Here is a 16,725-nt window from a genome sequence, read left to right as displayed (position 1 = left end):
CGGTTATTAACTCCGCTAGGAGCTAAAGGCAGATGAAAGACTTATTAAATTTGCTACGCAAAGAGTCTCAGGCTGAAGAATTCGACTCTATTCGAATCGGCCTTGCGTCACCTGATATGATCCGTTCATGGTCATTCGGTGAGGTTAAAAAACCCGAAACAATTAACTATCGTACGTTCAAGCCCGAGCGTGATGGTTTGTTCTGTTCTCGTATCTTTGGTCCGATCAAAGACTACGAGTGCTTGTGTGGTAAGTACAAGCGACTAAAACACCGCGGTGTAATCTGTGAGAAGTGTGGCGTTGAAGTAACGCTGGCAAAAGTTCGTCGTGAGCGTATGGGTCACATCGAATTGGCTTCTCCTGTTGCTCATATTTGGTTCTTGAAGTCTCTACCAAGCCGCATTGGTTTGATGCTAGACATGACGCTGCGTGATATTGAACGCATCCTGTACTATGAGTCATTCGTAGTAATCGACCCAGGTATGACGACGCTTGAAAAAGGTCAGCTACTGAACGATGAGCAGTACTACGAAGCCATCGAAGAATTCGGTGACGAGTTTGATGCTAAGATGGGTGCGGAAGCAGTCCAGAGCTTGCTAAAAGACATCGATCTTGGAGAAGAAATTCAAGAGTTGCGTGAGATGATTCCTGCGACGAACTCTGAGACCAAGCTTAAGAAAATTTCTAAGCGTTTGAAGTTGCTAGAAGCGTTTGATAAATCTGGAAACGATCCAAAATGGATGGTGATGGAAGTACTACCAGTACTACCACCTGATTTACGTCCTCTGGTTCCTCTAGATGGCGGTCGTTTCGCAACTTCGGATCTGAACGATCTTTATCGTCGTGTGATCAACCGTAACAACCGTTTGAAGCGTCTACTTGAGCTTAACGCGCCTGACATCATCGTACGTAACGAAAAGCGTATGTTGCAAGAGTCTGTAGATGCGTTGCTTGATAACGGTCGTCGCGGTCGTGCGATTACCGGTTCTAACAAGCGTCCTCTAAAATCGCTTGCCGACATGATCAAAGGTAAGCAAGGTCGTTTCCGTCAGAACCTACTAGGTAAGCGTGTTGACTACTCTGGTCGTTCCGTAATTACCGTAGGCCCATACTTGCGTCTACACCAGTGTGGTCTTCCTAAGAAGATGGCACTTGAGCTATTTAAGCCATTTATTTTCAGCAAGCTTGAGCACCGTGGTCTAGCCACAACCATCAAAGCAGCTAAGAAAATGGTAGAACGTGAAGAGCCGGTTGTTTGGGATATCTTAGATGAAGTGATCCGTGAGCACCCAGTTATGCTTAACCGTGCACCAACACTTCACCGTTTGGGTATCCAAGCATTTGAACCTTTGCTAATCGAAGGTAAAGCGATTCAGCTTCACCCACTAGTGTGTGCGGCTTATAACGCTGACTTCGACGGTGACCAAATGGCGGTACACGTTCCACTGACCACAGAAGCTCAGTTGGAAGCACGTGCGCTAATGATGTCTACCAATAACGTACTTTCTCCTGCGAACGGTGATCCGATCATCGTACCGTCTCAGGACGTTGTATTGGGTCTGTATTATATGACCCGTGACAAGATAGCGGCTATTGGTGAAGGTTCTATTTTTGGTGGTATTGATGAAGTTCAGCGTGCTTACCGTACAGGCCAAGCAGAGCTTCATGCCAAAGTAAAAGTGCGCATCACTCAAACTGTTTACGATGAAGATGGTACTGAAGTAACTACCACTAAAGTGGAAGATACTACTGTTGGTCGTGCGCTATTGTTTGAAATCGTACCAAAAGGTATTCCTTTTGAAGCGGTTAACCAAGCAATGAAGAAGAAAGCGATCTCTAAGCTTTTGGATATGGCTTATCGTAACTGCGGCCTTAAAGATACCGTTATCTTCGCAGACCAAGTTATGTATACCGGTTTCTCATACGCAACCAAGTCCGGCGCTTCTATCGGCGTAAACGATTTTGTTATTCCTGATGCGAAAGCGGACATCATCGGTGATGCAGAGAAACAAGTAAAAGACATTGAAGATCAGTTTGCTTCTGGTTTGGTAACCCAAGGCGAGAAGTACAACAAAGTAGTTGATATATGGTCTCGTGCGAACGAGCTTGTTGCAAACGCGATGATGGAAAATATCGGTACTGATACCGTGACGGATCGCGATGGCAATGAAGTAGATCAAGAGTCGTTCAACAGCGTTTATATCATGGCGGACTCCGGTGCTCGTGGTAGCCCAGCTCAGATTCGTCAGTTGGCGGGTATGCGTGGTCTGATGGCGAAGCCGGATGGCTCCATCATCGAAACCCCGATCACAGCGAACTTCCGTGAAGGTCTGTCGGTAATGCAGTACTTTACCTCAACCCACGGTGCTCGTAAGGGTCTAGCCGATACCGCACTGAAAACAGCTAACTCCGGTTACCTAACGCGTCGTCTGGTAGACGTTGCTCAGGACGTAGTTGTAACCGAACACGATTGTGGCACTCAAGAAGGTCTGAAGATGACCCCGCTTATCGAAGGCGGCGACGTTGTTGTACCTCTAGGTGGTCGTATTCTTGGTCGTGTTGTGGCGCAAGACATTATTAAGCCAGGCACTGATGACGAAGTAGTTGCACCAGCAGGTACGTTGATCGACGAGAAATGGGTAGACATCATTGAATCGGCCAGTGTTGATGACGTGATGGTGCGTTCACCAATTACCTGTAGCACTAAGTTTGGTATTTGTGCCAGCTGTTACGGTCGTGATTTGGCCCGAGGTCACCTTGTTAACCCAGGTGAATCTGTGGGTGTTATCGCAGCACAGTCAATCGGTGAGCCAGGTACACAGCTAACCATGCGTACGTTCCACATCGGTGGTGCGGCATCACGTGCAACGGCTATCGATAGCGTGCAGGTTAAAAACCCAGGTACAGTACGTCTTCACAACATGAAGACGGTAGAACGTGAAGATGGCGATCTAGTATTGGTATCTCGTTCTAGTGCGATTGCCATTGCCGATGAATTCGGTCGTGAGCGTGAGTACTACAAGCTGCCTTATGGTGCAGTGATTAGCTCTCACGATGGTACGACGGTTGAAGCCGGTCAGAAGATCGCAAGCTGGGATCCACATACTCACCCAATCATCTCTGAAGTAGGTGGTCGCGTTGAGTTCGTAGGTCTAGAAGAAGGTATTACTATTACTCGTCAAACAGATGAGCTAACAGGTCTGTCGATCCTTGAGGTGATGGACCCTGCTAACCGTCCTGCAGCGGGTAAAGATATTCGTCCAATGATCAAGTTGGTGGATGCGAAGGGTGAGGATATTAACTTCCCTGGCACCAATACACCGGCTCAGTATCTATTACCAGCGAATGCTTTGGTTAACCACGAAGATGGTTCTGAAGTAAAAGTGGGTGACGTAATTGCACGTATCCCGCAAGAAAGCTCTGGTAACAAGGACATCACCGGTGGTCTACCGCGCGTAGCAGACTTGTTCGAAGCGCGTAAACCAAAAGAGCCTGCTATTTTGGCAGAAGTGTCCGGTGTGGTTGGTTTCGGTAAAGAAACCAAAGGTAAGAAGCGTTTAGTGATTACTCCGAAAGATGGCAGCGAGCCGTATGAAGAGTTGATTCCGAAGTGGCGTCAAATGAACGTATTCGAAGGTGAAAGTGTAGAAAAAGGTGAGGTGATCTCTGATGGTCCGCTAAACCCACACGATATCCTTCGTCTATTGGGCGTAAGCGAGCTAGCGCTATACATTACCAACGAAGTACAAGAAGTTTACCGTTTACAAGGCGTAGGTATTAACGATAAGCACATCGAAACGATCATTCGTCAGATGCTGCGTAAAGTGGATATCCTAGATGCGGGCGATACTGACTTCATTCAAGGCGATCAGGTTGAATACTCTGACTTCCTAGAAGTGAACGCGGGCATTGATGGCGAAGACAAGATGCCAGCCAAAGGCCAGCGTCAATTGTTGGGTATCACCAAAGCATCGTTGGCTACTGAGTCCTTCATCTCTGCGGCATCGTTCCAAGAAACGACGCGCGTACTGACCGAAGGTGCAGTGACCGGTAAACAAGATCACCTACGTGGTCTGAAAGAAAACGTCGTGGTTGGCCGTCTGATTCCTGCGGGTACAGGTTTGGCTTACCATGCCGAGCGCCGCCGTAAGCGTGAGCAGCGTGAAGCCGATAAGTTCGGTCCACAAACCACGCCAAGTGTGAGCGCAGACGAAGTTGAAGCAGCGCTTTCAGAGGCATTGAAAGACAACATCTAAGATGTCTCGGAAGTAGTAACTTCCAGTTATAAGAAGGGTGTGCAATATTTGCACGCCCTTCTTGACTATGGGAGGGACTGTGATTAGACTTCGCGACCCATCCGTCAGATACCGGTGTGTCTGGCGTTTTTGTATTTACTCATTGGAGTTTACTAATGGCAACGATCAATCAGTTGGTTCGTAAGCCACGTAAGCGTCAAGTTGCGAAATCTGACGTTCGTGCTTTGCAGGCTTGTCCTCAGCGTCGTGGTGTATGTACTCGTGTATATACTACTACACCTAAGAAGCCTAACTCTGCACTACGTAAGGTATGTCGTGTTCGCTTGACCAACGGCTTCGAAGTGTCTTCCTACATTGGTGGTGAAGGTCACAACTTACAAGAGCACAGTGTTGTGCTAATTCGTGGCGGTCGTGTAAAAGACTTGCCTGGTGTGCGTTATCACACAGTACGTGGCGCTTTAGACTGCGCTGGCGTTAATGACCGTAAACAAGGTCGTTCTAAATATGGTGCTAAGCGTCCTAAGTAAGACTTTTCAATAAAAAGTCATATTAGACGGTTACATTTAAAAGATAAGAGTAAGGCCGAGGCTTAAGAACTCTCGGGTACTCCTGAAGATAAGAGGCTTATCAGATGCCAAGAAGACGCGTCGCCGCTAAGCGTGAGATCCTACCAGATCCTAAATTTGGTAACTTAACGCTAGCTAAGTTCATGAACCACGTAATGGAAAGTGGTAAAAAATCCGTCGCCGAGAAAATCGTTTATGGTGCGTTGGATGTAATTGCTGAGCGTAACAAAGACGCTGAGCCAGTAGAAATTTTCGAAAAAGCTCTTGAAGCTGTACAACCCATGGTTGAGGTTAAATCTCGTCGTGTTGGTGGTGCAACCTACCAAGTTCCTGTAGAGGTACGTCCTTCTCGTCGTATGGCTTTGGCTATGCGCTGGATTGTTGATGCTGCGCGTGGCCGCGGTGAGAAATCCATGGGTCTACGTCTAGCTAACGAACTACTAGACGCTGCAGAAGGTAAAGGTTCTGCAATGAAGAAACGTGAAGATGTGCACCGCATGGCAGAAGCCAACAAAGCTTTCTCTCACTATCGTTTCTAATCTAATAAGGACAACTAAGTGGCACGTACTACACCAATAAATCGTTATCGTAACATTGGTATTTGTGCGCACGTAGACGCGGGTAAAACCACGACTACTGAACGTGTTCTTTTCTACACCGGTCTTAGTCATAAGATCGGTGAAGTTCACGATGGCGCAGCCACCATGGACTGGATGGAGCAGGAGCAGGAGCGTGGTATCACCATCACGTCCGCTGCCACCACTTGTTTCTGGTCTGGCATGAGCCAGCAGTTTGACCAACACCGCATCAATATTATCGATACTCCAGGGCACGTTGACTTCACCATCGAAGTAGAACGTTCTTTGCGTGTTTTGGATGGTGCGGTTGTTGTACTTTGTGGTTCATCTGGTGTGCAACCACAAACTGAAACTGTATGGCGTCAAGCCAATAAGTACGAAGTACCGCGCATGGTCTTCGTCAATAAAATGGACCGCACTGGTGCAGACTTCTTCATGGTTGTAGAGCAACTGAAGAAGCGTCTTGGTGCGAACCCAGTCCCAATTCAAATCAATATCGGCGCCGAAGAAGACTTCAAAGGCGTGGTGGATCTTGTGAAAATGAAGGCCATCATGTGGAATGAAGAAGACAAGGGCATGACTTACCAATTAGAAGATATTCCGGCAGACTTGGTGGATACCGCCAATGACTACCGTGAGCAGCTATTGGAAGCGGCCGCTGAAGCGTCTGAAGAATTGATGGACAAGTACCTTGAAGAGGGTGATTTGTCCGAAGAAGAAATCAAACAAGCATTACGTCAGCGTACATTGGATAACGAGATTGTCCTTGTGACCTGTGGTTCTGCTTTCAAAAACAAAGGTGTTCAGGCGGTATTGGATGCAGTCATTGAGTACTTGCCAAGCCCGACTGAAGTTAAAGCGATTGAAGGTGTATTAGATGATGCTAAAGAGTCTGTAGAGACTCGTGAGGCTGATGATAAAGCCCCATTCGCCGCTTTGGCATTTAAGATTGCTACTGATCCATTCGTAGGAACTTTAACCTTTGTGCGCGTTTATTCCGGTGTCTTGAACGCTGGTGATAGTGTCTATAACCCAGTTAAAGGCAAAAAAGAACGCGTTGGCCGCATGGTGCAAATGCACTCCAATAACCGCGAAGAAATTAAAGAAGTACGTGCGGGTGACATCGCTGCTTTGATCGGCATGAAAGATGTGACCACGGGAGATACCTTGTGTGATTTCAACAACAAAATCACGCTTGAACGTATGGAATTTCCTGAACCGGTTATTTCGGTTGCGGTAGAGCCAAAATCAAAAGCGGATCAAGAAAAAATGGGCATTGCCTTGCAGAAACTTGCACAGGAAGATCCATCTTTCCGCGTAGAGACTGACGAAGAATCAGGTCAAACCATCATCTCTGGTATGGGTGAACTACACCTAGATGTACTGGTTGATCGTATGAAGCGTGAGTTCAGTGTTGAAGCAAACATAGGTAAGCCACAGGTAGCCTATCGTGAGCACATCACTACAACTTGTGAGATCAACAAGAAATTTGCGAAGCAGTCCGGTGGCCGTGGTCAATATGGTCATGTAGTCATTCGCTTTGAGCCTAACGAAGGCGAAGAGCTAGAGTTCGTGAATGAAATCGTTGGTGGTACCATTCCGAAGGAATACATTCCTGCGGTAGAGCGAGGCATTCAAGATCAAATGAAGAATGGTGTGCTTGCGGGCTATCCTCTTCTTGGTTTGAAAGCAACCTTGTTTGATGGTTCTTTCCACGATGTTGACTCAAACGAAATGGCGTTTAAGATCGCTGCTTCCATGGCTACCAAAGAACTGGCACGTGAAGGTAAACCTGCTTTACTTGAGCCAGTGATGAGCGTAGAAGTAGTCACCCCTGAAGAATACATGGGTGATGTGGTTGGTGATTTGAACCGTCGTCGTGGCTTAGTTCAAGGTATGGACGAAAGCCCATCTGGTAAACTGGTAACGGCTGAAGTACCCTTGTCGGAAATGTTCGGTTATGCAACCGATCTACGTTCCGCTACACAGGGCCGCGCAACGTATGCCATGGAATTTAAGAAATATGCTGAAGCGCCTAACAACGTCGCCGAAGCTATAATTAACAAAGCCTAAATCTAGAGATAAAAGAGGTCTATTATGGCTAAGGGTTCTTTTGAACGTAGCAAACCCCATGTAAACGTGGGCACCATCGGTCACGTTGACCACGGTAAAACTACACTAACAGCAGCGCTAACTCGCGTATGTGCTGAAGTATTCGGCGGTGAAGCGGTAGCGTTCGACGGTATCGACAACGCACCAGAAGAGCGTGATCGTGGTATTACCATCGCGACGTCTCACGTTGAGTATGAATCAACAGATCGTCACTACGCACACGTAGACTGCCCAGGGCACGCCGACTATGTTAAAAACATGATCACTGGTGCTGCACAGATGGACGGTGCGATCCTAGTATGTGGCGCGACTGACGGCCCAATGCCTCAGACTCGTGAGCACATCCTACTATCTCGTCAGGTAGGTGTACCTTACATCGTAGTATTCCTAAACAAAGCAGACCTTCTAGCAGAAGACTGTGGTGGTTTCGGTACTGAAGAATACGAAGAAATGCTAGAGCTAGTAGACATGGAACTACGTGACCTACTATCTGAGTACGACTTCCCAGGCGACGACACGCCAATCGTTCCAGGTTCAGCGCTAATGGCTCTAAACGGTCAAGACGACAACGAACTAGGTACAACTGCGGTTAAGAAACTAGTAGAAACTCTAGACTCTTACATCCCAGAACCAGAGCGTGCAGTAGACGGTGCATTCATCATGCCGATCGAAGACGTATTCTCTATCCAAGGTCGTGGTACTGTAGTAACAGGCCGTGTAGAGCGTGGTATCGTTAAGACTGGTGAAGAAGTAGAAATCGTAGGTATCAAAGAAACTACGAAGACTACCGTAACTGGTGTTGAGATGTTCCGTAAGATGCTTGACGAAGGTCGTGCAGGCGAGAACTGTGGTGTACTACTACGTGGTACTAAGCGTGATGAAGTACAGCGTGGTCAAGTATTGGCTCAGCCTGGTTCAATCACTCCACACACCAAGTTCGAAGCAGAAGTATACGTACTAGGTAAAGATGAAGGTGGTCGTCACACTCCATTCTTCAAAGGTTACCGTCCACAGTTCTACTTCCGTACAACAGACGTAACAGGTGAGTGTATCCTACCTGAAGGCGTAGAAATGGTAATGCCTGGTGACAACGTACAGCTAACTGCTGAATTGATCGCTCCAATCGCGATGGACGAAGGTCTACGTTTCGCGATCCGTGAAGGTGGTCGTACAGTAGGTGCGGGTGTTGTTGCTAAGATCGTTGAGTAATATTTAATTACAGACGATTAGCACTACGCTAAAAGAAAGGTCGCTTCGGCGGCCTTTTTTTGTGCCAGTAAGAAACGTTATACGCTTATTAACCTTAGGTGCCAATTATTGGCTTATGCGGTCAAGACTGTTTTCCCTCTTCCGATTATCTTTATTCGAAATGTAAATAGAAGTGTCACTATGCAGAAAGCATCTAGCAAAATCGTCTTGATCACCGGCGCAGCAAGCGGTCTAGGCCTTGAGATGAGTAAGGTCTTCATCAAAAAGGGTCATCAAGTGATCATGGTGGATTTACAAATCGACAAGCTTAAGCAAGAGGCAAAAGAGTTAGGTGTTAATGCGTTTGCCTACGAGCTAGATTTGACAAATGGCGATTCCGTGTCTCAATTGGTTGACGACATTACAAAGCAATTTAAGACCCTGGATGTGTTAGTTAATAATGCGGGTATCACCCATCGTTCATTGGCGGAGCAAACCGATATCAAAGTGATCGAGAAAGTGATGGCTGTGGATTATTTGGGACCAGTACGGTTAGCACAGTCTTGTTTACCACTACTAAGTGAATCTAAGGGGGATGTAATTAATATTGGCTCAATGGCGGGTTGGATGCCTGTATTAGGCCGAGCTGGGTATTGCGCTGCTAAAAGTGCTTTGCATCAGTATTTTGAGGTTATGCGTTGTGAAGTGTCTCGGTTAAATGTAAGCGTCTTAATGGTTTACCCAAGCTTCTTAGATACACCTATAGAAACGAATGCGCTATCTGGCAATGGTGAAAAAGCAAAGCACAAGCGCTCTATGATAGGCCGCATGGGTAATCCAAGTGAGCTTGCAGAGCGAATCTATGAAGCTTATGAAGAGCGCAAAGAGCGTTTGTTCCCTGATACGTTTACTTTCATCGCGTCTATCCTCTATAAAATTGCGCCCAAAATATTTTTGCGAGCAATGACAAAGAAATTCGCAAGCGAATTAGAACAATAAAAATTAGTCAAAATAATAATTAAAAAATTAATAATCAGAGTGGTTAATCATGGAACCAGTTTCAATAGATTTTAATCCCGAAAGTCTAATGGCGCTTAATGTCATTATTGCCATCATGATGTTTGGCGTATCCTTGGAGCTTAGTCCTAAAGACTTTAAGCGAGTATTGGTTAAGCCAAAAGCCCCTATCATTGGTTTAATTATTCAGTTCATTATTCTACCGCTTGTTACATGTATGGTGACTTGGTGGTTAAAGGTAGACCCTCTGTTAGCGATGGGCATGATATTGGTTGCATCATGTCCTGGTGGTACTTTCTCCAATATTATGACTTGGATGGCAAAGGGAAATGTTGCAGTCAGTGTCAGTATGACGGGTGTTTCCAGCTTGGCGGCCAGTTTTATGACGCCATTCAATTTCGCTTTATATGCATGGTTGAATCCTTATACACGAGACTTGTTAACAGAGATCAGTATCGATCCTATTAGTTTATTACTACTTGTGACCATGGTTTTAGGCTTGCCATTAGTATTCGGAATGATCGCAGGTCAGAAGTTTCCGAGTCTTTCTCGAAAGGTTGAAAAGCCATTACGCATCAGCGCCATGCTAGTCATGCTTATTCTAGCGGGCATTGCTTTTGCAAAGAATACCGATCAGTTTTTAGAGTATTTTGATTTATTTTTCATCTTAGTCGTTGCTCATAATGGACTCGCACTTCTACTAGGATATTTCGGTGCCTATCTCGCAGGTCTTCCAGAGTCACATCGTCGTGCCATTTCACTGGAAGTAGGTATTCAAAACGGTGCGTTGGCGTTGCTGATTATTTTTACTTTCTTTCCACAAGCTTCAGGCATGTTGTTAATTGCTGCATTTTGGGGTGTTTGGCACCTGGTAAGCGGCTTATTACTTTCTACTATTTGGTCTCGTGTATCTACAGAGAAATCAGAATCCGATAGTCGCACAGCCGAGGTGTCCTAATGGAATGGCTCTGGGTTTTATTTGGTTTCATTATATTAATTGCCTATACATTAGAAGCAGTCACGGGATTTGGCAGTATTGTTATCGCTTTGTCGTTGGGTGTTCTGTTTTTACCGTTTGAGAAACTCTTACCTATTTTAGTCTGCTGTAATATCTGTATGACTAGCGTGTTGGCTTATCGCAATCGCCAAAATATAGATCGTGAGCTACTGATAAGGGTGATCATGCCCGGCATGTTGCTTGGTACCGCTACAGGTTACTTTATCGCCCCGTATTTGAATGATGTCATCATGAAGCAGGCCTTTGGTGTATTAATCGTTTGGTTTGCAGCACGCGAATTATGGCGAATGTTTCATCGACATGAGGATAAGGCTCGACCTCTTTGGAAGACGCGTGCTATCACCTATGGTGCCGGTATCACTCATGGTTTGTTTGCCAGTGGTGGACCTTTGTTAGTGTATGCAGTAGCAGGCACAAAAATTAATAAAGCACGCTTCCGCGCGACCATGGTTTTTGTCTGGTTTACATTAAATTTTTTGTTAACCATAGCGTTCCTTGCAGACGGCTCTTTGCAACCTGTTCTGATCAATGTGCTGTTTTATATCCCTGTGTTATTTATGGCCGTCAAGCTTGGCAATTTTTTACATGAAAGAGTCGACGAGCGTCACTTTAAAATGGGTGTGTATTGGTTATTGCTTTTAACCGGCGTCATTTTAGTCATCAGTCGTTATTTAATGAGTTAAGGCTCACTCAACGAATTTTAAACTATTAATAGGTATAACTATGTACGATATTCTAATAAAAAATGGTACCTACTTTGATGGTAGTAAGCAGGTTGAAAAAATTAACGATGTTGCGGTTCAGGATGGAAAGATTGCTAAAGTTGCCGCTAACATCGAAGGTGAAGCATATAAAGTTATAGATGCTAAAGGTAAGTGGGTGACGCCGGGTTTTCTTGAAATTCACAGTCATTATGACGCTGAAATTATTGCGGCACCTGCTTTAAAAGAATCAGTACGTCATGGCGTTACAACAGTGGCTATTGGTTCTTGTTCTATTTCCATGGTGAATGCCGAACCAGAGGATTGTAGTGACTTATTTACTCGTGTTGAAGCAGTCCCGCGTGAATCAGTATTACCTATATTATTTGAAAAGAAAAAATGGAAAGACGCCAAAGGTTATCGTGAGTTTTATAAGAGTCATCCGTTAGGTCCAAACGCGTGTTCATTCATTGGCCATAGTGATATACGGGTGGCAGCCATGGGAGTCGATCGGGCTACGAGTGATATCAAACCTACAGAAAAAGAAATGCAAGCCATGGAGCGTATGCTGGAAGAAGCGCTTGATCATGGTTGTATGGGACTATCTATGATGACCACCAAGTTAGACAAGCTGGATGGTGATAGAGCATGGTCGAGGCCCTTACCGTCAACGTATTCCACGTGGTGGGAGTTCAAGCGCTTATTTAAAATTTTGCGCCGACGCAACGGGATTCTGCAGGGTGCACCAGACGCGGTTAAAAAAGTAAATGTATTCGGGTTTTTGTGGCAAGCGCATGGTCTGTTTAGACGACCAATGAAGGTAACCATGTTAACGGCATTGGATTTAAAGTCGAATCCGCTATTACCGTACATTACTCGCATCAGTGGTTTTATAGCGAATAAACTCTTACGGGGTAATTTCAAATGGCAAACCCTATCGGCACCTTTTACGATTCATTTGGAAGGTCTAGAGGTGAATGCATTTGAGGAGTTCGAAACAGGCGCGGAGCTTCGTGACATGATGAAAGATGAAGAGGCACTTTACAAACGTATTAACGATCCAGAGTTTCGTGCTGCATTCAAAAAACATGTGTCTGAAATTTTTACAGTCGGTTTATGGCATCGAGATTTTAGTGACGGTTGGATTACAGATTGTCCAGACAAATCCTTGATTGGAAAAAACTTTGAGCAAATTGGAAAAAGCTACAATGTCGATCCAGTGGATGCCTTCTTTGACTTGGCGACTAAATATCGCAGCGAATTAAAATGGAAAACGAATTATGGTAATCATCGTCCACGTATTATGCATAAGCTATTAGTAAGCCCTTATACCCATGTAGGTTTCGGTGATAGTGGCGCTCATATTCGCTCATTGGCGATGTATAACTTTCCACTACGTTTATTAAAATATGTTCGAGATGCGCAATTAGAGGGTAAGCCATTCATGTCCACTGCTGAAGGCGTGAATAAAGTGACAGCCGACTTGGCAGATTGGTTTGGTTTAGATGCAGGGTATATACGTGAAGGCGACAGAGCGGATATTGCTATCATTAATCCTGAGGGTTTGAATGAGGACCTTGATGCCATTGCTGAAGCGCCTATGGAAGGATTTGGTATTGATCGCTTAGTAAAACGCAATGACGATGCAGTGGATGCAACCATTATTAACGGTAAGATCGCGTACACTAAATCAGAAGGTTATAACGATGACCTTGGTAAGCAACAGGGCTTTGGTCGCTTTTTAGAGAATCATTTTGTCGAAGGGCGTACAGAGTGCAGTAGTGATTTGATTGAACGCCCTGCATAAAACAAAAAAGGCCACATTTAAAAATGCGGCCTTTTTTATTTTGGTGTCTAGCTGTTTTGCACTAGCAAGCAACGATGTTAAAGCGCTTTAATTGCTTCTAACTGTTCTGCCAATTTTGCGTGAGTGCTTTCAAAGTCAGCCAATTTAGCTTTCTCTTTTTCGATCACGTCGGCTGGAGCTTTATCCACAAACTTAGGGTTATTCAGCTTGCCACTGACTCTATCCAACTCTTTTTGGTTCTTCTCAATGGCTTTGCTTAGGCGATTGACTTCAGCATCAACATCAATGTTGCCGGCCATAGGGATCAATACTTCCATCTCGCCTACCAGTGCGGTCGAGGCAAGCGGTGCTTTGTCACCTTGATTCAACCAAGTAATTTCTTCAAGCTTGGCAAGATTCTTCAAGAACGTTTGGTTGGCTTCTAAGCGACGTTGATCATCAGCGTTGCCGTCTTTGAAGAAGCATTTAACTGGTTTGCCAGGACCAATACCCATGTCGGCACGGATGTTACGAATACCCGTGATGACACCTTTCAACCATTCAATATCCGTATCCGCTTGTGCGTCGATTTTAGTCTCATCCGCTTGCGGGTATTGCGCCAGCATAATGGTATCGCCACTTTTGCCAGCGATAGGGCCAATGGTTTGCCAGATCTCTTCTGTGATGTAAGGCATCATCGGGTGAGACATGCGCAAGATCGCTTCTAGTACATTGACGAGCGTACGGCGAGTACCGCGCTTTTGCGCGTCGCTGGCGTTGTCGTCCCAGAGTACAGGTTTCGAAAGTTCCAGATACCAGTCACAGTACTCATTCCAAACAAACTCATAAATAGCCTGAGCTGCATGGTCAAAGCGGTAGCCATCGAGTGCATCTACAACGGTTTTTTCTGCTAGCTGGAGGCGAGAGATGATCCAACGATCCGCCAACGAAAGCTCAACGTCACCGTTATTTAAATCATCAATCTGTTGAGCCGTTAACGCAATGCCTTCTTCTTGTTCAACGTTCATTAGAACATAGCGTGTTGCGTTCCAAAGCTTGTTACAGAAGTTGCGGTAGCCTTCCAAGCGGCTCATATCAAACTTGATATCACGGCCGGTAGAGGCCAAAGACAAGAATGTGAAGCGCAATGCATCAGTTCCGTAAGCAGCAATGCCGTCAGGGAAATGCTTGCGGGTTTGCTTTTCAATCTTGGCGGCCATTTGTGGCTGCATCATACCGCTCGTACGTTTTTCTACTAGGCTTTCTAGCTCGATGCCGTCAATGATGTCCAGTGGATCCAATACATTACCTTTGGACTTCGACATCTTCTGGCCTTCTTGGTCACGAACCAAACCGTGTACATAAACCGTCTTAAAAGGCACTTCGCCAGTGAACTTCAAGGTCATCATGATCATGCGTGCAACCCAGAAGAAGATAATGTCGAAACCTGTTACCAATACATCCGTCGGATGAAAGGTTTTTAGCTCAGGTGTTTCTTCGGGCCAGCCTAAAGTGGAGAACGTCCAAAGAGCTGAACTAAACCATGTGTCCAATACGTCTTCGTCTTGGCTAAGTTTGATATCATCGCCTAGGTTATTATCTTTGCGCACTTCAGCTTCGCTACGACCGACATAGGCATTGCCTTGCTCGTCATACCAAGCTGGAATACGGTGGCCCCACCATAGCTGACGGGAAATACACCAGTCTTGTAGATCGCGCATCCATGAGAAATACATGTTCTCATAGCTTTTAGGTACAAATTCAATATCGCCTTTTTCAACGGCTTCGATAGCTGGCTTTGCGAGGCTTTCCACACGCACATACCATTGGTCTGTTAGCATCGGCTCAATGACAACGCCACCGCGATCACCATACGGCACGGTAAGATCGTGATCTTTTACTTCGTCTAATAAACCCAGTTCATCTAATTTGGCAACGATGGCTTTACGCGCTTCAAAGCGATCCATTCCGGCAAATTCTTGTGGCAGTTCGCGGCTGTATGCATCGCTTGCTTCGCCTTTGCTATCGAATACTTCTGCTTCAGCGCGGATTTCAGCGTTGTAGGTTAATACGTTAATCATGGGCAGGTTGTTACGCTTGCCCACTTCATAGTCGTTAAAGTCGTGGGCAGGCGTAATTTTTACGCAACCTGTGCCTTTTTCCATGTCGGCGTGTTCGTCTGCCACAATCGGAATGCGACGACCCACCAAAGGTAATTCGATTTCTTTACCAATTAAATCTTTGTAGCGAGGATCTTCGGGGTTAACGGCTACACCTGTATCACCTAGCATGGTCTCAGGACGCGTAGTGGCGACGACGATATAGTTCGCGCCAGTGGAGGTGGTAACGCCATCCGCTAGAGGATAACGGAAGTGCCACATGTGACCTTTTTTATCCTTGTTTTCCACTTCCAGATCCGAGATCGCAGTGTGCAGTTTCGGATCCCAGTTTACTAGGCGTTTACCGCGATAAATGAGGTCTTCTTTATATAAGCGAACAAATACTTCTTGAACGGCGTTGCTTAAGCCGTCATCCATAGTGAAGCGCTCACGGCTCCAATCCACAGAAGAGCCAAGGCGACGGATTTGTTGAGTGATGGTGCCACCGCTGTGGTCTTTCCATTCCCAAACTTTTTCTAGGAATTTCTCACGGCCTAATGCTTTGCGGTCTTGGCCTTGTGCGGCCAACTGACGTTCCACGACCATCTGTGTAGCGATGCCCGCGTGGTCGGTGCCTGGCTGCCATAGGGTGTTCTTACCCTTCATACGGTTGTAGCGCACCATGCAGTCCATGACCGCATTGTTAAACCCATGACCCATGTGCAGTGAGCCAGTGACGTTTGGCGGTGGGATCATGATACAGAAGCTATCGTCACCACCTTGTGGGGCGAAGTAGCCTTTGTCTTCCCAAGTTTGATACCAAGATTTCTCGATTTCGTGAGGCTGATATGTCTTGTCCATCGCCATACTGACTAGTCACCTAAAATTCGCTGAAAAATGACCCAGATTATAGCGGGTTTTCAGACCGGATAGTAGGCGATAGAAGATGGATTTATTGAGGTGTTTTAGCCGCGTAAGTCACGATGAGTAACCTCATAACCACGGTCGCGATAAAACTTGTAGTGGGCACGTGATTGAGCAAGACTGGTTTCATCTTGAATGACGATTTCCAAGACACGATCAAAGCGGCTAAAGAAGCTAGGTTGAGGGCTGACTAGGTTGATAAGTACATCAAAGTGGTGACTTGGGTGATCTTGCCAGCCAATCTCCACTTGAGTTTGAGAGGCTTGCTCTCCAACGATTTGGTGGGGAAGAAAGGACTCTGGTTTGTATTCCCACATGAGGTCGTCTAGTTGCTTGGCCTGCTGCTCATCTTGTGCATGAACATATATTTGTCGACCTTCCTTAAAGGCTTTTTCAGCTAAGCGACACGCAAAGCTTAAGCGAGCTTGCTGTTGGCTGTGGCCTAAAATGTAAAAATCGATGGACGTCATGTTGATCACT

General features: G+C 45.8%; 11 protein-coding genes. 9 read left to right on the top strand and 2 right to left on the bottom strand.

The features are described from left to right. The first annotated feature begins 32 nt into the window (after nucleotides 1–32). From rpoC to HF888_RS14475, 9 genes are all read left to right on the top strand, one after another. The gene (rpoC, locus tag HF888_RS14515) at nucleotides 33–4,256 is read left to right on the top strand and encodes a DNA-directed RNA polymerase subunit beta' (RefSeq protein WP_007018323.1); all 4,224 of its coding nucleotides are present in this window, start codon (nucleotides 33–35) and stop codon (nucleotides 4,254–4,256) included. 155 nt (nucleotides 4,257–4,411) lie between these two features. Continuing rightward, complete coding sequence (rpsL, locus tag HF888_RS14510) at nucleotides 4,412–4,783, top strand: 30S ribosomal protein S12 (RefSeq protein WP_007018322.1); 372 nt, start codon at nucleotides 4,412–4,414, stop codon at nucleotides 4,781–4,783. A 104-nt stretch (nucleotides 4,784–4,887) separates the two neighbouring features. Further along, on the top strand, nucleotides 4,888–5,361 hold the full coding sequence (gene rpsG / locus HF888_RS14505) for a 30S ribosomal protein S7 (RefSeq protein ID WP_007018321.1): 474 nt from the start codon (nucleotides 4,888–4,890) through the stop codon (nucleotides 5,359–5,361). Nucleotides 5,362–5,379: 18 nt separating this feature from the next. Continuing rightward, entirely contained in the window at nucleotides 5,380–7,473 is a 2,094-nt protein-coding gene (gene fusA, locus HF888_RS14500; protein WP_007018320.1) for an elongation factor G, read from the top strand. A 24-nt stretch (nucleotides 7,474–7,497) separates the two neighbouring features. Then, nucleotides 7,498–8,721, top strand: a complete 1,224-nt coding sequence (gene tuf / locus HF888_RS14495; protein WP_007018319.1) for an elongation factor Tu — start codon at nucleotides 7,498–7,500, stop codon at nucleotides 8,719–8,721. 180 nt (nucleotides 8,722–8,901) lie between these two features. Further along, entirely contained in the window at nucleotides 8,902–9,699 is a 798-nt protein-coding gene (locus HF888_RS14490; protein WP_007018318.1) for an SDR family NAD(P)-dependent oxidoreductase, read from the top strand. Nucleotides 9,700–9,748: 49 nt separating this feature from the next. Continuing rightward, on the top strand, nucleotides 9,749–10,675 hold the full coding sequence (locus HF888_RS14485; protein WP_007018317.1) for a bile acid:sodium symporter family protein: 927 nt from the start codon (nucleotides 9,749–9,751) through the stop codon (nucleotides 10,673–10,675). Continuing rightward, nucleotides 10,675–11,418 (top strand): sulfite exporter TauE/SafE family protein, encoded by a 744-nt coding sequence (locus HF888_RS14480; RefSeq protein WP_007018316.1) that lies wholly within the window; start codon nucleotides 10,675–10,677, stop codon nucleotides 11,416–11,418. The genes HF888_RS14485 and HF888_RS14480 overlap by 1 nt, the downstream gene beginning before the upstream one ends. Before the next feature lie 40 nt (nucleotides 11,419–11,458). After that, nucleotides 11,459–13,243 (top strand): N-acyl-D-amino-acid deacylase family protein, encoded by a 1,785-nt coding sequence (locus tag HF888_RS14475; protein ID WP_007018315.1) that lies wholly within the window; start codon nucleotides 11,459–11,461, stop codon nucleotides 13,241–13,243. 77 nt (nucleotides 13,244–13,320) lie between these two features. On the opposite strand, the gene HF888_RS14470 is transcribed toward HF888_RS14475, so the two are convergent. Both HF888_RS14470 and HF888_RS14465 read right to left on the bottom strand, forming a co-directional pair. Then, the gene (locus HF888_RS14470) at nucleotides 13,321–16,182 is read right to left on the bottom strand and encodes a valine--tRNA ligase (protein WP_007018314.1); all 2,862 of its coding nucleotides are present in this window, start codon (nucleotides 16,180–16,182) and stop codon (nucleotides 13,321–13,323) included. A 104-nt stretch (nucleotides 16,183–16,286) separates the two neighbouring features. Continuing rightward, nucleotides 16,287–16,715 (bottom strand): DNA polymerase III subunit chi, encoded by a 429-nt coding sequence (locus HF888_RS14465; RefSeq protein ID WP_007018313.1) that lies wholly within the window; start codon nucleotides 16,713–16,715, stop codon nucleotides 16,287–16,289. Nucleotides 16,716–16,725 lie beyond the last annotated feature (10 nt).

Source organism: Bermanella marisrubri (genome assembly GCF_012295615.1).
GTDB lineage: Bacteria > Pseudomonadota > Gammaproteobacteria > Pseudomonadales > Oceanobacteraceae > Bermanella > Bermanella marisrubri.
Note: the sequence above shows the minus strand (reverse complement) of the source record. Positions and strands in the feature narration are given on the sequence as shown.